General features: G+C 73.1%; 8 protein-coding genes and 1 tRNA gene. 1 reads left to right on the top strand and 8 read right to left on the bottom strand.

Going from position 1 to position 19,953, the window contains the following annotated elements; translation table 11 throughout:
* Nucleotides 1–127: 127 nt before the first annotated feature.
* On the bottom strand, nt 128–3,841 hold the full coding sequence (locus ACFZCP_RS32595; RefSeq protein WP_391434278.1) for a BTAD domain-containing putative transcriptional regulator: 3,714 nt from the start codon (nt 3,839–3,841) through the stop codon (nt 128–130).
* Between the two features lie 473 nt (nt 3,842–4,314).
* Nucleotides 4,315–5,208 (bottom strand): glycosyltransferase, encoded by an 894-nt coding sequence (locus tag ACFZCP_RS32590; protein ID WP_362692761.1) that lies wholly within the window; start codon nt 5,206–5,208, stop codon nt 4,315–4,317.
* Nucleotides 5,209–5,617: 409 nt separating this feature from the next.
* On the opposite strand from ACFZCP_RS32590, the gene ACFZCP_RS32585 reads away from it, so the two are divergent.
* Nucleotides 5,618–7,186 carry a hypothetical protein gene (locus ACFZCP_RS32585; protein ID WP_391434548.1) on the top strand — a complete coding sequence of 523 codons (1,569 nt, stop codon included), beginning with the start codon at nt 5,618–5,620 and terminating at the stop codon, nt 7,184–7,186.
* Here the strand turns inward: ACFZCP_RS32585 and ACFZCP_RS32580 are convergent.
* The 6 genes from ACFZCP_RS32580 to topA form a co-directional block, all read right to left on the bottom strand.
* Nucleotides 7,121–9,967: a SpoIIE family protein phosphatase gene (locus ACFZCP_RS32580; protein ID WP_391434272.1), complete on the bottom strand. Its 2,847-nt coding sequence runs from the start codon at nt 9,965–9,967 to the stop codon at nt 7,121–7,123. The two genes, ACFZCP_RS32585 and ACFZCP_RS32580, sit on opposite strands and share 66 nt — an antisense overlap.
* A gap of 140 nt (nt 9,968–10,107) precedes the next feature.
* A tRNA-Thr gene (locus ACFZCP_RS32575) sits at nt 10,108–10,184 on the bottom strand.
* Between the two features lie 107 nt (nt 10,185–10,291).
* Nucleotides 10,292–11,911, bottom strand: a complete 1,620-nt coding sequence (locus ACFZCP_RS32570) for an alpha/beta fold hydrolase (protein WP_391434268.1) — start codon at nt 11,909–11,911, stop codon at nt 10,292–10,294.
* A 96-nt stretch (nt 11,912–12,007) separates the two neighbouring features.
* Entirely contained in the window at nt 12,008–13,213 is a 1,206-nt protein-coding gene (locus tag ACFZCP_RS32565) for a DNA polymerase III subunit delta' (protein WP_391434265.1), read from the bottom strand.
* Between the two features lie 266 nt (nt 13,214–13,479).
* Nucleotides 13,480–16,788 (bottom strand): dTMP kinase, encoded by a 3,309-nt coding sequence (gene tmk / locus ACFZCP_RS32560; RefSeq protein WP_391434262.1) that lies wholly within the window; start codon nt 16,786–16,788, stop codon nt 13,480–13,482.
* A gap of 133 nt (nt 16,789–16,921) precedes the next feature.
* Nucleotides 16,922–19,750 carry a type I DNA topoisomerase gene (gene topA / locus ACFZCP_RS32555; protein ID WP_391434258.1) on the bottom strand — a complete coding sequence of 943 codons (2,829 nt, stop codon included), beginning with the start codon at nt 19,748–19,750 and terminating at the stop codon, nt 16,922–16,924.
* Between the last annotated feature and the right edge of the window lie 203 nt (nt 19,751–19,953).

Raw genomic sequence — 19,953 nt, 5'->3', positions numbered from 1 at the left:
TCCTGCGACGCCAGGTGACCTCGGTTCACGCCGGGGTGGACCTGGTCGACGGCGGGCGCACCACGCGGACGGCGGGCGAACCGCGTCGACGGCGGGCGGACTGCGTCGACTGCGGGGTGGGATCCGCTCACGGCGCGCTGCCGCCGTCCAGCAGCTCGCGCAGTTCCTCCAGCACCATCTGCTCGTCCGTCCCGTCCAGCGCCGCACGAGCCGCGCGCCAGGTGTCGTACGCCTGAGGCTGCCGCCCCCTCTCGCGCAGCAGAAACCCGTGCTGGTGACGGGCGAGGCCGCCGATGTAACGGTCGGCGCGCGCGTCGGCCCGGTGCAGCAGCTCGGCACACTCATGGCCGGCGCGCTCGGACTCGCCCAGCTGCCGCAGGGCGCGGACCAGACCGAGCCGGGTCCGCGACTCGCCGTGCCAGTCGCCGTGGCCGCCCAGGATGCGCAGGCTCTCCTCGAAGTGCCGGGCGGCAGCGGCCGGTTCGCCGAGGGTGAGATGCGCGTAGCCGATGTTGCAGTGCGCCGAGTGCTGCACGATCACCGCGCCGATCGCGTCCCCGATCGCCAGCGAGCGCCGGTGCTGGTCGATGGCGGCCCGCGGATCGATGTGCTCGTAGAGGTTGCCGAGGTGGCTGTAGGTGACCGCCTCGCCGTAGGGGTCGTTCAGCCGGCGGGAGTAGCCGAGGCTCTGCCGCAGTGCCTCCCCGGACTCGGCGAACCGTCCGAGCCCCTCCAGCAGCAGCCCGCGGTTGTTCAGGCTGCGCCGGATCCAGGAGACCCTGCCGAGCTGCTGCCAGATCACCAGGGCCCGGTCGGTGAGGGCGAGAGCGTCGTTCTGCCGGCCGGTCAGGAAGTTCAGGCCCGCGAGGTCGACCAGCGCGTACGCCTCCGCGGGCGCGTCCCCGAGCCGCCGCGCCGTACCGAGCGCCGCCTGCCCCAGCACCTCCATCTCGGCGACCCGGCCGCTGCGCTGGACGTAGGGGAAGAACAGCCGCACGAGCGCGGAGAGGTGAGCTGCGCGGCGCTCGTCGGCCGTGTCCGCGTTGCGCTCCACCAGGGCGACGATGTTCTCCAGCTCCACCTCGCCCCAGGCGAAGGCCATGTCGGCGGACTCGAAGGTCGTCAGGGCGGCCACGTCCGCCGCGTGCTCCGGCGGTTCGGCGGCGGTGGGCCGCCGGCGGTCCTCCTGGTCGAGCCCGGGCTCCACGATGGCGACGAGGACACGTTCGGCGACGGCGGCGTACCAGCGCAGGGCGATGAGGTCGGCGTCGGTGGCCTGCTCCGGGCTCTTGCCGGCCAGTTCGCGGGCGAAGTCGCGCACCAGGTCGTGCGGGGTGTAGCGGCCGTACGACGTCTCCTCCAGCAGGGCCACGTCGACCAGCCGGTCCAGGGCGGCCTCGGCGCGGCGCTCGTCGGTGCCGGTGAGGCGGGCGATCAGCGGGGCGCCGTAGGTCGAGAGGTCGAGGGCGCCGATGCGGCGCAGGACGAGGGCCGCGTCCCGGTCGGCCTCGCGTTCGGCGGCGGCAAGCGCGTCGTGGGCGACGGCCAGCGAGCGGCGCACGCTCAGGTCGTCGTACTCCAGATGGTGCAACCGGCCCTCGGTGGCGGCCAGTTGTCCGGCCAGCACCTCCGGGGTCAGTGCCCGGCGGGCGGCCAGCCGGGCGGCGACGACCCGCAGCGCGAGCGGCAGCCTGCCGGTCAGCTCGACCAGGGCGTGGTCCGCGTGCAGCCCCTCGCGTCCGCTCACCGCGCGGAGCAGCGCGGCGCTGTCCTCACCGCTGAGCGGGCCGAGCGGGAAGCGGCGGGCGCCGTCCAGGGCGGTCAGCGGCGAACGGCTGGTGACGATCACGGCGCAGCCGGGGCCGGCCGGCAGCAGGGGGCGCACCTGGGCCGCGCTCGCCGCGTCGTCCAGCACCAGGAGGATGCGGGCCGGAGCGAGGAGCGAGCGGAGCAGGGCGGCGGCCGCGTCCGGGTGTTCGGGGATGTTGCGGGGCTCGGCACCGAGGTCGCGCAGGAGTGAGGTGAGCGCCTGAGAGGTGCTGAGCGGGGGCATGCCGGGGGTGGCGCCGTGCAGGTTGATGTACAGCTGGCCGTCGGGAAAACGCTCCCGCAGCGCGTGGGAGACGTGCAGGGCGAGGGCACTCTTGCCGACGCCGGCCATGCCGCTGATCACGGCGAGGCGGCTCTCCCGGGTGGCGAGGGTCTGCTGGAGCTCACGCAGTTCGGCGGCTCGGCCCGCGAAGATGGCTGGGGCGGGCGGAAGTTGGGCAGGGGCGGGCGGGCCCTGCACGGCGGGCGAACCCTGGGTGACGGGCGGGCCCTGGGTGACGGGTGCCGCGCCGGCGGGTGTTCCGGCGGCGGATGTCGCGGCGGCGGCCGCGCGCGTGCCGTGGGGGGTTGAGCCGCCGTCGCCGGATGGCGGCGCGCCGCGGAGGGCCGGCTCGGCGCCGGTACGTCCCGGTGCGACGTGGAGAGTCGGCCCGGCGTCGGCATGTGCCGGTGGACCGGGGGCGGGCGGTGCACCGTCGGCAGTCGGTGCGGCGTGGGCGGGCGGCGCGCCGTGGGCGGTCGGTGCACCGTGGACGGGCGGCACGGCGTCGGCGGGCGACCTCGGGCTCGGGTCCGGTCTCAGGTCCGGGTCCGGGCTCAGGTCCGCATTCCTGCTCAAGTCCGCGTTCGGGCTCGGGGAAACCGGCCGGCCGGCCGCCGGAGCGGGTGCACTGTGCGGGGCCGGTCCGCCGTGGGCGGACGACGGGGCGCCGTCGGCCGACGGGTGGTCGGTGGGCCTGTGCGAGGGCAGGGGCGCGGGTCCGGCGGCCGGGCCATCAGACCTCGGGGGCGAGAAGGTGCGCAGCACCTCCAGGTGGGCCTCGCGGACCGCATGGCCGGGCTCGACGCCGAGTTCCTCGATGAGGCGGGCGCGCAGGTCGCGGTGGACGGCCAGGGCCTCCGCCTGGCGGCCGGTGCGATGCAGGGCGAGCATCAGCTGGCGGTGGTACGCCTCGCGCAGCGGATGCTCGGCGACCAGAGCCGCCAGCTCCGGCACGAGTCCGGCCGTCCGGGCGCCCCCGAGGGCGAGTTCGGCGTCGTAGCGCCACTCCAGCAGGAGCAGCCGCGCCTCCTCCAGACGCTGCACCAGGGCGTAGCCGCCGAGGTCGGCGGGGAGCCCGCTGAGCGGTGTGCCGCGCCAGAGCCCGAGCCCCGCCGCGCAGGCGCGTACGACGCCCGCCCAGTCCCGCCGGGCGTGCGCGGCGCGCGCCTCGACGACCCGGGTGTCGAAGACGTGCACGTCCAGCTCACCGTCGTCGACGCGCAGCAGATAGCCGGGCGATACGGCCCTGAGCCGTTCGGGGTCGTCCAGGAGCCGGCGCAGCCGGGTGACGTGGTTGTGCAGCGAGGCCTGCGCCGAGACGGGCGGTGCCCCACCCCACAGGGCGTCCTTGAGGGCGTCCACCGACACCACGCGGCCGGCCTCCAGCAGCAGCGCGGCGAGCAGGGCCCGCACCTTGGGGCTGCCGATGGAGTGGACGAGGTGGTCGGGGGCGATGTCGAGGACGGCGCCGGTGCCCTCGTACGAGTCCGCACTGCCGGAGTCTGCGCGACCCAAGCCCGCACTGCCGGACCCCGCGTTGCCGGAGTCCGCGTCACTGAAACCTGCGTCACCGGAACCCGCGTTGCCGGAGCCCGAACTGCCGGAGTCCGCGGCGCCCGGCACCGGGTGTTGGCCGCCGGGGGCGCCGGTCGAGGCACCGCGGGCGGTGGCGTGCGAAATACCGTGCGGCGGTCGGTCGTACAGGACGGGAGGCCCCAGGAGTCCGAAACGCAGCTTGCATCGCCGCATCACGCCGCCACTGCCTTCCCGCGGTCCTGTCCGACCGTGCTGTGCGGGCCGGTGCCCGCCGTTCCCTGGCGGAGTTCCGCCCCATCTCAACGGCTTCCCGCCGCGGCCTGCCGGTCGGGGCCGGACTCCGTCAGGGTCCGGCTTGCTGCCGCCGTCCCCCAAAGACGTCCGGCCAACCGGTTCGCGACCTACGGAGGAACCGTTGGCCACATGTTAGCGATCTGTTGGTGAGCCCTGATGTGATCATTCCATCGGATCCGGCCCCACGGCGCGCGCGTCATGTCGCGCAACTCGGGGGAGTGTCGCCGCAGGCCTGGTCCGGGGACGTCAGTGGGTCCCGGTCGTCGGAGGTGAACGACCGGGGCCCTGTCCCGCATCCCGGGTTCGGCTCCTCGAACCCCGCTCGGCACCCGGTCCGAGCCCCTCGAACCCCGCGCCGAGCCCTCCTCCCCCGGACCTTGCTCATCCGTGGCTCAGATGACGGGCGGGCGCCCCAGCCGGGCGAGCCGCCACACCGTCCGCCAGCGCATGGGCCGGCGCTCACCGGCCGGTTCCCGCAGCCCCTCCACGAATCCGCCGAACCAGGCCCGCAGCCCGGCCACCGACCGGGTACGGGCCAGGGTGAGCAGCGTCCACACCCCCAGATGCACCGGAACGAGCGGCAGGGGCAGCCGGCGCCGGACCAGCCAGACCCGGTTGCGCGCGTTGACGCGGTAGTAGATGGCATGCCGGGCGGGCGAGGTCTTGGGGTGCTGGAGCAGCAGCTCGGGGACGTAGCGGATCCTCCAGCCGGCGTCGGCGGCCCGCCAGGCCAGGTCGGTCTCCTCGTGCGCGAAGAAGAACTCGGCGGGCCAGTCGCCGGTCTCGGCCAGCATCTCCATGCGCAGGGCGTGTCCGCCGCCGAGGAACCCCGTGACGTCGCCGCCGCGCATCGGATCGGACTTGCCCACCCTGGGCACGTGCCGCTGCTGGGTCTCACCGTGTTCGTCGGCGATGCGGAAGCCGACGATGCCCAGGCGCGGGTCGGCCGCGTACAGGTCGCGGACCCGGCGCAGCACGTCGACGTCCACGAGCAGCCCGTCGTCGTCCAGTTCCACGACGACGTCGACGTCGTCGTACTCGCGCAGCCGGGCCAGGGCCACGTTCCGCCCGCCCGGGCAGCCGAGGTTCTCCTCGACGTCGATGGTGGTCACCTGCCCCGGCAGGAACAGCCGCTCGGCGAACTCGGGCAGTCGGCAGCCGTTGCCGACGATCACGATGCGGGCGGGTTCGACGTCCTGCTTGGCCACGGACTCCAGCAGGGCATCGACTTCGGCGGGCCGGTTGCCCATGGTCACCACGGCGACCGCGATCCTCGGCTCCACCACGTCCCTCACCCCATCCGGCAGAGGGCGGCACCGCGTCCCGACCGCGCAGCGCTCGCCGTTCACCAAGATGTTGCCTCAAGGGTGCCGGTTCACCAGAGGCCGGTTCACTTGACAGCCCCTTTGCGCTTGTTTTGTCCGTGCGTTTGGCCGTCTTTCCCTGTACACGGCGTGGACGCGGACGCAGACCGGCGGACGTCGCCGGACACCGCCTTCCGAGCTCGTACGCCCGGCCGGCCACAGAGGCAACCCGCGCCCTCTCCCCCGCCCTCTCCCCCGCCCTCTCCCCCGCCCCGGGCCTGCGCCTTTTCCGCGCTCCACTCAACCCGGCGAACAGTCCGCGGAGTCTTCCCAAGTCCGCGAACCGATGACCACCGGTTCGCACCGCTACTTCGGGGGCCTCAACAACTTCATGTCTTCCCGCATAGCCGCGCGGCGCCGCCGCCTGCTCACCCTGCCCATCTGGTGGATCCCGGTCCTGTGGACCCTGGCCCTCGGCCTGTGGGGACTGCCCCGGCAGCACAGCGTGTGGCGGGACGAGGCCGCCACCTGGCAGGTGGCCGAGCGGTCCGTCCCCGAGATCTCGCACATGCTGAGCCATGTCGACGCCGTGCACGGGCTCTACTACCTGCTGATGCACGGCCTCTTCGAGGTCTTGGGGCCCGGCACCACGACCCTGCGGCTGCCCTCCGTGCTGGCCATGGCCGTGGCGGCGGCCTGTGTGACGGTCCTCGGCCACCGGCTCGCCGGACCGCGGGCGGGTCTGGGTGCCGGCCTGGCGCTGGGTCTCCTGCCCTCCGTGCAGTTCCAACTCCAGGAGGGCCGACCGTACGCCCTGGTCGCGGCGGGGGCGGCGATCTCGACGCTGCTGCTGGTGACCCTGCTCAAGGACCGCTGCCGTGCACGTCGTTGGGCGGCTTACGGCGGCACCGTCCTGCTGTGCGGTCTGCTGAACTGGCTCTCGCTGATGATCCTGCCGGCGCATGCGGCGACCCTGCTGTGGACGCGGGCCGGGCGCCGGGTGTGGAGGCGCTGGGCCGCGGCCTCGGCGGCCGCCACGACGGGGGTGCTCCCGCTGATCCTGTTCAGCCGGAGCCAGTCCGAGCAGATCTCCTGGATCCCTCCGCTGACCTGGCACATGCTGATCGGCCCGGCGGTGCTGCTGGCGATCGGCGGCCTGGGGGCCCTGCTGGACCGCCCGGCGGCGGGCCGTCTGTCGGCCGCGGCCGTCGGACTGCCCCTCCTCGCGGTGCCCCAGCTCACCCTGATCGGGCTGTCCCTGGTCCGGCCGCTGTTCCTCGACCGCTATGTGCTGTTCAGCATGCTGGGACTGGCCCTGTTGATCGGGGCGGCACTGGGCGGTGCGGTACGGGCGGCAGCGCCCCGCTTCCCGAGAGCGTCCCGGTGGATCCTGCCCGTGACGGTCGCCGTGGCGCTCGTGGCCCTGCTGCCGCAGTCGCTGGCCGAGCGCTCCCCCGCGAGCCGGGTGGACGATGTCATGGCGGTGGCGGCCCACGTCCAGCGGCTCAAGCGGACCGGGGACGCGGTGCTGTTCGTACCGGCCGCCCGGCGCGACACCGCGCTGGTCTGCCCCGAGGACTTCACCGGCCTCCACGACATCGCCCTGCGGGACAGCCCCGAGGACTCCGGGACCCTGAAGGGTGTGGAGGCCGCCCCCGGGCAGATCCGCGCCGCGATGCTGGCCCGGCACCGCATCCTGCTGGTCACGGACGCGACCGGGGTGGCGAGCCCGGTGTCGGCGGAACGGGACCGGGTGAAGATCTCGGTGCTCAGGGGACACTTCGCCGTCGTCGCGGACGAGGAGGTGCGCGGCCGCAGGGTGACGGTGTACGAGCGTCGGGCACCCGGCCACTTGCCGCCGACGCGGCGGGCTGCGAGCCGTGGGCGTGCGGGCTCACCCGTCGGGATCGTCGAACTGGTCGAGGAGGAAGTCGACCGGGGTGTGGCTCATGGCGGGTGAAGTGCTGTCGTGGAGAAGCAGTTCGGCCCAGATGACCTTGCCGCGGGTCGTGTAGCGCGTTCCCCACCGCTGGGCGAACTGCGCCACCAGGAACAGCCCCCGCCCGCCTTCGTCCATGGTGGCCGCCCGCCGCAGGCGTGGAGAGGTGCCGCTGCCGTCCGACACCTCACAGATCAGACAGCGTCCGTGCAGCAGCCGCACACCGACCGGTGGCGAGCCGTAGCGGATCGCGTTCGTGACCAACTCGCTGAGGATCAGTTCCGTGGCGTATCCGGTTTCCTCAAGGCCCCATTCCCGCAACGTCTCCCTGCACCTGGCCCGCACCGAGGGAACCACCGCCGGGTCCGAGGGCACGTCCCACTCGGCCACGTGCGAGCGCGGGAACATCCGGGTGCGCGCCGCCAGCAGCGCGATGTCGTCGCAGGAGTGTGACGGCTTCAGCGCGTCGATCAACGCCTGGCAGGTCTCCTCGGGAGTACGGCGTTCGCAACCGTGCAACGCGCGGCGCAGCCTCTCCATCCCGACGTCGATGTCCTGGGTGCGGTCCTCCACCAGGCCGTCGGTGTAGAGCACCAGTTGCGAACCCTCCGGCAAGGAGAACTCCGCGGTCTCGAACGGGTAGCCGCCCAGGCCGAGAGGCGTCGACGCCGGGACGCCGGGACAGGTGACCGTCCCGTCCGGACGCACCACCACCGGTTCCGGATGTCCCGCACGGGCCATCGTGCAGACCCCTGTCACCGGGTCGTAGACGGCGTAGAGACAGGTCGCCCCGGTCACCCCCTCCCCCTCGTGGCCCTCTGCGGCACGGCCCGCGTTCTGCGCGCTGTTCGTGCCATGCGTGCTCTCGGCGATATCCGTGTTCTCCTCGTTGTCCATGCGGACGACGAGGTCGTCCAGGTTCCCGAGCACCTCGTCCACAGGGAGATCCAGGGTGGAGAAGTTGTGCACCGCGGTGCGCAGCCGGCCCATCGTCGCCGCCGCGTGCAGCCCGTGACCGACGACGTCACCCATGACCAGGGCCACCCGGGCGCCCGGGAGCGGGAGGACGTCGAACCAGTCCCCGCCCACCCCCGCCTCCGCGGGCAGATACCGCCAGGCCACCTCCAGAGCGTCCTGCTCCGGGTGGGCCCGCGGCAGCAGACTGCGCTGCAGGGTCACCGCCATCGCGTGCTCCCGGGTGAACCTCCGGGCGTTGTCGATGGCGAGGGCCGCCCGCGCGGCCAGTTCCTCCGCGAAATAGAGATCCTCCGGCTCGAACGCCGGGGAATCCACCGTCCGGTAGAAGTTCACCACGCCCAGCGGTACGTTCCGCGCCCGCAGCGGCACGGCCACCAGCGAACGCACCCCGCACTCCAGTGCCTTGCGGGCGCGCTCCGGATCCTGTTCCAGCCAGCCCTGTGCCTGCCGCAGGTCCGGCTCCAGCACGACCCGTCGCTCCTGCAGCGTCCGCATCTGCGGTGTCCGGCGCGAGAACGTGATCACTTCGCCGAGCGGATACACCGGGATCATCCGCTGCTCGCCGCCGATCGCGGCCCGGCGCAGATGCCGCCAGCCCTCCGCCGTGGGCTCCCACCCCCTCAGCACCGCGTCGAGCAGGTCCACCGTGACCAGATCGGCGAACTGCGGCGCCGCGACGTCGGCGAGTTCCTGGGCCGTACGCCTCACGTCCAGCGTCGTGCCGATCCCCACCCCGGCCTCGTACAGCAGCTTCAACCGTTCCCGCGCGACCTCGGCCCGCCCCGAGACCGCCGACAGTTCCGTGGTGTCCCGCAGGGTCACCACACTGCTCGCCGGGTCGGCCTGCGGATACGTCGGCCGCTTGTTCACCGCCAGCAACCGGTCCCCTGCGAGGTGCACCTCGTCGGTGACCGCCTCCGGCGACGACAGCAGACGCATGAGCGGCTCCGGCAGTCCCAGCTCCCGCACCGGGCGCCCGTGCACGTCCGCCGGCAGTCCGAGCAGCCGTTTCGCCTCGTCGTTGGCCAGCAGCAGTCGTCCGTCGACGCCGGTGATCAGCACTCCTTCCCGCACGGCGTGCAGGACCGCGTCGTGGTGCTCGTACAGCTGCGCCAGCTCCTCCGGGGCCAGGCCGTGCGTCTGCCGCCGCAGCCGCCGGGACACCAGCGTCGTTCCCGTCACGGCCAGCGCCAGCGCGGCCGCGCCGCTGCCCAGGATGATCGGCAGCTGTGGCATCCACAGTCCCGACACGTTCCTGACCGTGATCCCGGCGGCGACCAGGCCGACCACCTTGCCGTGCGAGTCGGTCACCGGGACCACCGCCTGCACGTCCGTCCCTCTGCCCGCGGGCAGCGGCGGCCCGCCGGCCTGTTCGACGACGGTACGGCCCTTCAGCGCCGGTGCGATGGTGCCGACGAACTTCTTCCCTATCTCCCGCGGATAGGGATACGTGTACCGAATCCCCTGCGTGTTCATGGCGACGACGAAGTCCACGCCCGTGCGTTTGCGTGCCGCCTCGGCCCGCGGCTGGAGCACCGCCGTCGGATCACTGCTCTGCAGCGCCTCGGCCGTACCAGGGGCGCTCGCGAACGCCTGGGCCGTGACCACCGACTCACGACGCCCCCGCTGCACCGCATCGTGCGCCGTCTGGAACACCATGGCCGCCACCGCGGCCACGACCAGCAGGACCACGATGACGACCTGGAGAAGGAACACTTGACCGGCCGCACTGCACAGGTCCAGCAGGGGAGCCCGGCCGTGCCGCGAGCGCCCGATGAGCGGATGACGTTCCGGACCCCGAGAGCGTCCGGAAAATACCTCCATACACCTTTGATAACACCGCTGCGCCCAAGCTGACGCCGATCCCGCCGGTTGCACCGCCGTATCCATGACCCCTGGCGGGACGCTCGGCGAGAGACAACGAAAGAACCCCAGGTCAGATGATGTCTGTCCTGGGGTTCCGATGGAGCCGCTTTCGGGATTCGAACCCGAGACCTACGCATTACGAGTGCGTTGCTCTGGCCATCTGAGCTAAAGCGGCGCGCTGCCCGCACTATGGTGCGATCAGCAACGTCGGTAAGTCTACACAGTTTCCGGGGGTGCTTCGCACACGCCCCGGAGCGCCGGGTCCGGGGCGGGCGCGCGCGGCTACGAGCAGCGTTTTCCGTGCGCCGGCGGGGTGCCGTGCAGGAGGTAGGCGTCGATCGCCGAGTCGATGCAGGTGCTGCCCCGGCCGTAGGCGGTGTGGCCGTCACCGACGTAGGTCAGCAGGCGGCCCGCGGAGAGCTGGCGGGCGAGGGACTGCGCCCAGGGGTAGGGGGTCGCCGGGTCGCGGGTGGTGCCGACGACCACGATGGGAGCCGCTCCCTTCGCCTCGATGCGGTGCGGCCGGCCCGTGGCCTTCACCGGCCAGTACGCGCAGTTCAGCGAGGCCCAGGCCAGGCCCGCGCCGAAGACCGGGGACGCCTTCTCGAACTCGGGCAGGGCCTTCTCCACCTGCTCGGGGCTGGTGAACGCGGGCGGCAGATCGAGGCAGTTCACGGCGGCGTTGGCCATCATCAGGTTGCTGTAGTGGCCGTTCGCGTCACGCTCGTAGTAGCTGTCGGAGAGGGCCAGCAGGCCCGCGCCGTCCTTGTTCTTCATCGCCGAGGACAGCGCCTCGCGCAGCTGCCCCCAGGTCGCCTGGTCGTACATCGCCGCGATCACCCCGGTGGTGGCCAGCGACTCGGTGAGAGTGCGGTGGTCCGCCGGGACGGGGTGGGCGTCCAGCGTGCGGAAGAAGGCCGTGAGGTGGTCGCCGACCTGTGCGGGCGTGGTGCCCTTGCCGCCGAGCGGGCAGTCGGTCTGGCGTACGCAGTCCCTCGCGAAGGCCTGGAACGCCGTCTCGAAGCCGGCGGTCTGCTCCAGGTTCAGCTTGCGGGCGTCGAGGTCCGGGTCCATCGCGCCGTCCAGCACCACGCGGCCCACCCGGTGCGGGAACAGGCCGGCGTACGTCGCCCCGAGGAAGGTGCCGTAGGAGGCGCCGACGTAGTTCAGCTTCGGGTCGCCCAGCACCGCCCGCAGGATGTCCATGTCCCTTGCGGCCTCGACGGTGGACACGTGCCGCAGCAGCCGCGCCGAGTGCGCCCCGCAGCTCTCGGCGAAGTGCTTGTACTCCCCGACCAGCGCGTTCGTCTCCGGCTGGTCGTCGGGGGTGGTGTCCGACTGGGTGAAGGTGTCCATCTGGCGCCCGCTCAGGCATGCGACGGGCTCGCTGCGGGCGACGCCCCGCGGGTCCATGGCGACCATGTCGTAGCGGGCGCGGACGTCGGCGGGGTAGCCGATGCCCGCGTACTGCTGGAGGTAGGCGATCGCCGAGCCGCCCGGGCCGCCCGGGTTGACCAGCAGCGAGCCGAGCGGCCTGCCCTTGCCAGTGGCCTTCTTGCGGGCGACGGCGAGCCGGACGTCACCCGCGCCGGGGTCGGCGTAGTCCAGCGGGGCCTTCATCGTGGCGCACTGGAAGCCGGGCGCACCACAGCTGCGCCAGCTCAGGTGCTGCGTGTAGTACGGCGACAGCGCCGCCGGTGTGGCACGGGGCAGTGCGGCCAGCGCCGCCTCCGCCGTACCGCCGGACGACATGGTCGAGCTCCCGGAGGAACAGGCGGACACGAGCAGCGCTACGGCCGCGACAAGAGCGCCCGTGACGCGCGCGGTCGCCCGGGTTCGGGGGCCGGTCCGAGTTCCGGTTCGGGTCCGGTGGTTCCAACGGGGGGAAGACCAGGTGTGCATCGGTCGAGCGTAACGCTGTGCGACAGGATGAGTGCGGCGCGTTCGGGCCGTGGCCTCGTACGAGGGATACGGGGCGTCAACCACCGTACGCCCGGTTCACCCTGCCCGCAGGGCCATCGTCATCGCCTCCACCGCCAGCAGTGGGGCCACATTGCGGTCCAGCGCCTCCCGGCAGGCGGCGATCGCCTCGATGCGGCGCAGCGTCGATTCCGGGCTGCTGCCGCGCGCCAGCCGGTCCAGGGCGTCCTCGGTGTCCGCGTTGGCGATCGCGACCCGGGAGCCCAGCTGGAGGGCGAGGACGTCGCGGTAGAAACCGGTCAGGTCACCGAGGGCGACATCGAGGCTGTCGCGCTGCGTACGGGTTCTGCGGCGCTTCTGCATGTCCTCGAGGTCCTTCATCACGCCCGCCGTACCGCGCGGCAGCCGGCCGCCCTGGACCGCGCCCAGCGCCGCCTTCAGCTCCTCGGTCTCCTTGCCGTCCATCTCCTCGGCGCGCTGTTTGGCGTCCTCGGCGGCCGCGTCGACCAGTTCCTGGGCCGCCCTCAGGCAGGCGCCGACCTCGTCCACACGCAGCGGGAGCTTGAGGACGGCGGCGCGGCGCTCGCGGGCGGCCGGGTCGGTGGCCAGGCGGCGGGCCCGGTCGACATGGCCCTGAGTGGCGCGGGCGGCGGCCGCGGCGACCTCCGGTTCGATCCCGTCACGGCGTACGAGCATGTCGGCGACCGCGTCGACCGAGGGTGTCTGCAGGTTCAGGTGGCGGCAGCGGGAGCGGATCGTGGGCAGGACGTCCTCGACGGAGGGGGCGCACAGCAGCCAGACCGTACGGGGGGCGGGCTCCTCCACCGCCTTGAGGACGGCGTTGGCCGACTTCTCGTTCAGCCGCTCGGCGTCCTCGACCAGGATGATCTGCCAGCGGCCGTTCGCCGGGGCGGTGAACGACTTGCGGACCGTGTCCCGCATGTCCTTCACCAGGATCTCGGCGCCGACGGCGGCGACCGTGTTGACGTCGGCGTGGGTGCCCAGCAGGGCGGTGTGACAGCCGTCGCAGAAGCCGCAGCCGGGGGATCCGCCGAGGGCACGGTCGGGGCTCACGCACTGCAGGGCCGCGGCGAAGGCCCGCGCCGCCTGGTTCCGGCCCGCGCCGGGCGGGCCCGTGAACAGCCAGGCATGCGTCATCTTCGACGCCTCGGGCAGCGGCTCGGCCGCCGCCGCGGCCGTGACGAGCGCGTCGGCGTCCCGCGCGGCGGCGTCGAGCACCGCGCTCACCTTCTCCTGCCCGACGAGGTCGTCCCACACGGTCATGGGTCACGCCGCCCTTCCGTCACACTCCGCGTTCCGGAGTCCATTGTGCGGGTCCCCACTGACAGCCGGGGCCGTACGGGGCGAGGACCGACCGCACCCGGCGGACCCAGCAGACCGACCGGGCCGACGCCGGGCCGAGCAAGCCGAGCAGGCCGAGCCCCCCCAGTCTCAGGTCCCGACAGTCTCGGGGGCCGGCCGCAGCCTGCTCCCGGCCGTCTCGTGGCCGGGCGCGCAGCCCGGTCCCGTCGGTCTCAGCCGCGGCGGTCTCAGCCGCGGCGGCCGCGGCCCCGGCGGCCCTGGTCCTCACCGGCTTCGCCGTGCTGCTCCTCGTCGTACGACCCGAGCAGTTCGTCCGCCAGCGTCGGCAGATCGTCCAGCGGGGTCTCCTCGGCCCAGTCGGAGCGCGGGCGGCGGCGGGGCCTGCCCTCGGCGTCGACCTGGGGCATCTCGCGCGTGCGGCCCTCGGAGCCGTCGGGGCCCGCCGCGGGCCGCTCGTCGCGGAAGAAGCCGGACGGCATGCGCCCCGCCGGATCGTCACCCCGTACGGGCGGCAGCACGGCGGTCTCCTCGGCGGACACGGGAGGCAGCACCGCGGTCTCGTCGGCCGCTCCCGGGACCACCGGCGGCAGCACCGCCGTCTCGTCCGCCGCGCCGGAGGCCACCGGCGGCTGCGGCAGCTCGGCCGTCACCTCGGACTCGGGGGCGGAACCCGCCTTCCGGCCGTCCGCGGCACGCTCCTCGCGCACCGGCCGCAGCACCGTCGTATCGTCCGTCTTCGGGGAGACGACCGGCGTCGGAACCGTCTCCTCGACACCGCGGGCCGGCGTCGCGTCCGCGCCCGTCGACACCACCGGCGTCGGCACGGTCAGCGCGTCCGCGGTCACGCCCGGAGCCGTCGGCCGCGGAGCGCTGGGCCGGCGGGCCGCCTCGTCGGCCGCCGCCGCGGCCTCGGCCGCCTGACGGCGGGCCTCCTCCGCACGCAGCAGGGCCTCCTCGGCCTTGCGCTGCTTCGCCAGACGCTGTGCCTCGGCCTCGGCGCGGATCCGGGCCTGCCGCGCCTCTTCCTCGGCGCGCAGCCGGGCCTCCTCCTCGGCCTGCTTGCGCCGCTGCTCCTCCTCGGCCCTGCGACGGGCCTCCTCCTCGGCGCGGGCCTTCTCCTCGGCCAGGAGCCGCTGCCGCTCCTCCTCGGCGCGGCGCTGCGCCTCCTCGGCCCGCTGCCGGGCCTCCTCCGCCTGCCGTTCGGCCTCGCGGCGCTGTGCCTCCTCCAGCTCGCGGCGCTTGCGCTCCTCCTCCTCGGCGCGCAGCTTGGCGAGCTGCTCCTCGCGCTCGCGCTCCAGGCGCTCCTCCTCGGCCTTGCGCGCGGCCTCTTCCTCCGCCTTGCGGCGGGCCTCCTCCTCGGCCTTCTTCCGCGCCTCCTCCTGGGCCTTGATCTCGGCCTCGGACAGCGGCAGCACGGTGTCGAGCCGGTGCCGGATCACGGTGGTGACCGCCTCCGGCTCCTGCCCGGCGTCCACGACCAGATAGCGGCCGGGGTCGGAGGCGGCGAGCGTGAGGAATCCGGCCCGCACGCGCGCGTGGAACTCGGCCGGCTCCGACTCCAGCCGGTCCGGTGCCTCGGTGAACCGCTCGCGGGCGGTCTGCGGCGAGACGTCCAGCAGGACGGTGAGGTGGGGGACGAGCCCGTTGGTGGCCCAGCGGTTGATGCGGGCGATCTCGGTCGGGGACAGGTCCCGGCCGCCGCCCTGGTAGGCCACGGACGAGTCGATGTAGCGGTCCGAGATGACGACCGCGCCGCGCTCCAGGGCGGGCCGCACGACGGTGTCGACGTGCTCGGCGCGGTCGGCCGCGTACAGCAGCGCCTCCGCGCGGTGCGACAGGCCCGCCGAGGACACGTCCAGCAGGATCGAGCGCAGCCGCTTGCCCACGGGGGTGGCCCCCGGCTCGCGGGTGAGCACGACCTCGTGGCCCTTGGCACGGATCCACTCCGCGAGGGCCTCGGCCTGGGTGGACTTGCCGGCGCCGTCGCCGCCCTCCAGGGCGATGAAGAACCCGCCCGCCGCGGGCGCCTCCACGGGGTCGTCGCCGCCGAGCAGCGCGTCCTTGAGGTCCTGCCGGAGCGGGATGCCGGAGCGGTCGTCGACCTTGGCGAGCACCAGCGCGGCCACCGGCAGCAGCAGCGCGCCGACCAGCATCAGCGTGAACGAGGCACCGCCGTGCGCGAAGACGAACCGGCCGTTCTCCAGCCGGTGCCGGCCGATGAGGCCCGCGACCACGGGCGCGATCAGGACGCCCAGGGCGATGAAGACCCGCACGACCGCGTGCAGGTGCTCGGTGACGCGTGCCTTGCGGTACTCCTCGGTCTCCTGGTCCAGCAGGGCGTGCCCGGTGTTCGCGGCCACGCCCGCGGCGACGCCGGCCAGCGTGACGATCAGCAGCACGGTGGTGACGTCCGGGACGAGCCCGGCGGCCAGTAGGGCGATGCCGGTGAAGGCGATGGTCAGAGCGAGGAGCCGACGGCGCGAGAGCGAGGGCAGCAGCGAGGGCGCCGTACGGATGCCGACGGCGACACCGCCGGTCAGGCCCAGCACCAGCAGGCCGTAGAGGACCGGGCCGCCGCCCAGGTCCTTGGCGTGCAGGACGCACACCCCGACCGCCGCGGAGATGGCCCCGGCGACGGCGGCGCAGGCGGGGACGAGCAGCGGGATGGCGCCCGTGCGGCCCTTGTCGACGCCCGTGCCGGTGCGCGGGCGGCGCAGCCCCTCCAGCGGGGACCGCGCGCGCGGGGTGCGCGTGTCGGGCAGCTCCAGGTAGGTCAGCACGGACAGGGACGCGGCGAACAGCCCGGCCGCCACGTACGACGCGAGGGCCGCGTGATGCTGGTCGAACCAGGCCACGACCGTGCCCAGCAGGTTGTTGAGCAGGCCGGCGACGACCAGGGCGGCGGCGCCCAGCGGGATCGCCAGGAAGCCGGTGCGCAGCGCGAGGCGGCGCAGGGCGTCCATGTGGTCGGGCAGCGGCCGTACCGTGGCCCCCTCCAGGGGCGGGGCGGGCAGCAGGGCGGGCGCCGCGCTCTCCCGGCACACCGTCCACAGCCGCTCGGCGACGCCGATGACGAAGGCGGTGACCAGCAGGGCGGCGAGTGCGTTGTCCGGGGTCCAGTCGATCCACAGAGGCGCGATGATCAGCAGGAGGGCGCGCAGGCCGTCGGCGCCGACCATGGTCCAGCGGCGGTCGAGCGGGCCCTCCTGGGCCGTGAGCGTGGTCACCGGGCCGAGGAGGACGGCGCCGAAGAGCAAGGTGGCGAGGATCCGCGCGGCGAAGACGGTCGCCACTGCGAACGCCACTCCCCGGTAGCCGCCGCCGAAGGAACCCTCGGTGACGGCCGCCTGGAGGGCGAGGAGGACCAGCACGAGAAGCGCGAGGATGTCGCCGACACCGCTCACGAGCTGTGCGCTCCACAGGCGCCTCAACTGAGGTCGGCGCAGTAGGGCGCGGACGGCGCGCTCGCGGGAGTCCGCGACCAGGGCGTCGTCGGGTGCTGTGGTGGGGGCCGTTGGCTGCTCGGCTCGCGTCATGCGTTCAGCCTATCCGCAGCCACCGACACGACACCTCGGTCGCCCGGGCATGAGCACGCCCCGACACCAAAGTGATGCCGGGGCGGTGCCGGGGCGTTCGTTTCGCGAAGCCGGGCCGGGGGCCGACGGAGCGTCAGTCCTCCGCGCCGGAGGAGGTCGCCTTCGAAGCCGCCGCCTTCTTGGCCGTCGTCTTCTTCGCCGTGGTCTTCTTCGCGGCCGCGGTCGTCTTCTTCGCCGCCGTCTTCTTGGCCGCGGTCTTCTTCGCCGGAGCGGCCTTCTTCGCCGTGGCCTTCTTCGCCGTCTTCTTGGCGGGCGCCTTCGCGCGCTTCTCGGCGAGCAGCTCGAAGCCGCGCTCCGGGGTGATCGTCTCCACGCTGTCGCCGGAGCGCAGGGTCGCGTTGGTCTCGCCGTCGGTGACGTACGGGCCGAAGCGGCCGTCCTTGACCACGACCGGCGTGCCGGAGACCGGGTCCGTGCCCAGCTCCTTCAGCGGCGGCTTTGCGGCCGCGCGGCCACGCTGCTTCGGCTGGGCGTAGATCGCCTGCGCCTCCTCCAGCGTGATCGTGAAGAGCTGGTCCTCGGTCTGCAGCGAGCGCGAGTCCGTGCCCTTCTTCAGGTACGGGCCGTAGCGGCCGTTCTGCGCGGTGATCTCCACGCCGTCGGCGTCGGTGCCGACCACGCGCGGCAGCGACATCAGCCTGAGCGCGTCCTCCAGCGTCACCGTGTCCAGCGCCATGGTCTTGAAGAGGGAGGCCGTGCGCGGCTTGACCGCGTTCTTGCCGGTCTTCGGGGTGCCCTCGGGGAGGATCTCCGTGACGTACGGGCCGTAGCGGCCGTCCTTGGCGACGATCGCGTGCCCGGTCTGCGGGTCGGTGCCCAGCTCGAAGTCGCCGCTCGGCTTGGCCAGCAGTTCCTCGGCGAGTTCGACGGTCAGCTCGTCCGGCGCCAGGTCGTCCGGGATGTCGGCGCGCTGGTGCTGCTCGGTGTCCTTCTCGCCGCGCTCGATGTAGGGGCCGTAGCGGCCGACGCGCAGCACGATGTCGCCGCCCACCGGGAACGAGGACACCTCGCGCGCGTCGATCGCGCCCAGGTCGGTGACCAGTTCCTTGAGGCCGCCGAGGTGGTCGCCGTCGCCGTTGCCGGCCTCGGCCGCACCCGCGACGGTCCCCTCGCCGAAGTAGAAGCGCTTCAGCCACGGCACGGCCTGCGCCTCGCCGCGGGCGATGCGGTCGAGGTCGTCCTCCATCTTGGCGGTGAAGTCGTAGTCGACGAGCCGCCCGAAGTGCTTCTCCAGGAGGTTGACCACGGCGAAGGACAGGAAGGACGGCACCAGGGCCGTGCCCTTCTTGAACACGTAGCCGCGGTCGAGGATCGTGCCGATGATCGACGCGTACGTCGAGGGGCGGCCGATCTCGCGCTCTTCGAGCTCCTTGACCAGGGAGGCCTCGGTGTAGCGGGCAGGCGGCTTGGTGGCGTGGCCGTCGACCGTGATCTCCTGGGCGGACAGCGCGTCGCCCTCGGCGACCTGCGGCAGCCGGCGCTCGCGGTCGTCCAGCTCGGCGTTCGGGTCGTCGGCTCCTTCGACGTAGGCCTTCAGGAAGCCGTGGAAGGTGATCGTCTTGCCGGACGCGCTGAACTCGACATCGCGGCCGTCGGCGGCGGTGCCACCGATCTTCACGGTCACGCTGTTGCCGGTCGCGTCCTTCATCTGGGAGGCCACGGTCCGCTTCCAGATCAGCTCGTAGAGCTTGAACTGGTCACCGGTCAGGCCGGTCTCCGCCGGGGTGCGGAAACGATCACCCGAGGGACGGATCGCCTCGTGCGCCTCCTGGGCGTTCTTCACCTTGGCGGCGTAGGTACGCGGCTGCGGGGGCAGGTAGTCGGCGCCGTACAGCTGCGTGACCTGGGCGCGGGCGGCCGCGATCGCGGTCTCGCTCAGCGTCGTGGAGTCCGTACGCATGTACGTGATGTAGCCGTTCTCGTACAGCTTCTGCGCGACCTGCATCGTGGCCTTCGCGCCGAAGCCGAGCTTGCGGCTGGCCTCCTGCTGCAGCGTCGTCGTACGGAACGGGGCGTACGGCGAGCGGCGGTACGGCTTGGACTCGACCGAGCGCACGGAGAAGCGGGTGTTCTCCAGGGCGGCGGCGAGGGCGCGGGCGTTCGCCTCGTCGAGGTGGAGGGTGTTCGCGGTCTTCAGACGCCCGACGGAGTCGAAGTCGCGGCCCTGTGCGACACGCCGGCCGTCGACGTTCTGCAGGCGGGCGACCAGGGACGACGGGTCCGAGGGGTCACCGGCGCGGCCGGTCGCGAAGGTGCCCGTCAGGTCCCAGTACTCGGCGGAACGGAAGGCGATGCGCTCGCGTTCCCGCTCGACGACGAGCCGGGTCGCGACCGACTGGACACGGCCGGCGGACAGGCGCGGCATGACCTTCTTCCACAGGACCGGCGAGACCTCGTAGCCGTAGAGGCGGTCGAGGATGCGGCGGGTCTCCTGGGCGTCGACCAGCTTCTGGTTGAGCTGGCGCGGGTTGGCGACGGCCTCGCGGATCGCGTCCTTGGTGATCTCGTGGAAGACCATCCGCTTGACCGGGATCTTCGGCTTGAGGACCTCCTGGAGGTGCCAGGCGATCGCCTCGCCCTCCCGGTCCTCATCGGTGGCGAGAAACAGCTCGTCGGAGTCCTTCAGCAGGTCCTTGAGCTTCTTGACCTGGGCCTTCTTGTCGGCGTTGACCACATAGATCGGCTGGAAGTCGTGTTCGACGTCCACACCGAGGCGACGGACCTCGCCGGTGTACTTCTCCGGCACCTCGGCGGCGCCGTTGGGAAGGTCACGGATGTGCCCGACGCTCGCTTCGACTACGTAGCCGGGGCCGAGGTAGCCCTTGATCGTCTTCGCCTTGGCAGGCGACTCGACGATGACGAGTCGGCGGCCGCCCTGTGCGGTCTCGCTGGTCGGGGACAACTTCGCTCTTCTCTCCGGTCGACGCTGGGCCCTCCCCAGGGCCTTGGTCCTGGGGTCGCGGCGTGCTTCTGGCTCGTGTGACGCTGCGGAGTGTGACGGTACATCCCGCCCCCGTGTCAAACGGGAAAAGCCCACAACGGCCACTCGAACGGTAACCCGACTCCCGGCATTCCTGCCGCCCGGAGTCCTCGGCGATCCTTCGG

Origin of the sequence: Streptomyces sp. NPDC007971 (assembly GCF_042958635.1) — a bacterium.
In the GTDB taxonomy this organism is placed as follows: Bacteria; Actinomycetota; Actinomycetes; order Streptomycetales; family Streptomycetaceae; genus Streptomyces.
This window is presented reverse-complemented; position numbering and strand designations above follow the sequence as displayed.

Excerpts from the sequence above, each read along its gene's own strand:
- ACFZCP_RS32580 (WP_391434272.1), bottom strand. The coding sequence starts at position 9,967 with ATGGAGGTATTTTCCGGACGCTCTCGGGGTCCGGAACGTCATCCGCTC.
- ACFZCP_RS32570 (WP_391434268.1), bottom strand. The coding sequence starts at position 11,911 with ATGCACACCTGGTCTTCCCCCCGTTGGAACCACCGGACCCGAACCGGA.
- tmk (WP_391434262.1), bottom strand. The coding sequence starts at position 16,788 with ATGACGCGAGCCGAGCAGCCAACGGCCCCCACCACAGCACCCGACGAC.
- ACFZCP_RS32565 (WP_391434265.1), bottom strand. The coding sequence starts at position 13,213 with ATGACCGTGTGGGACGACCTCGTCGGGCAGGAGAAGGTGAGCGCGGTG.
- ACFZCP_RS32595 (WP_391434278.1), bottom strand. The coding sequence starts at position 3,841 with ATGCGGCGATGCAAGCTGCGTTTCGGACTCCTGGGGCCTCCCGTCCTG.
- ACFZCP_RS32585 (WP_391434548.1), top strand. The coding sequence starts at position 5,618 with ATGTCTTCCCGCATAGCCGCGCGGCGCCGCCGCCTGCTCACCCTGCCC.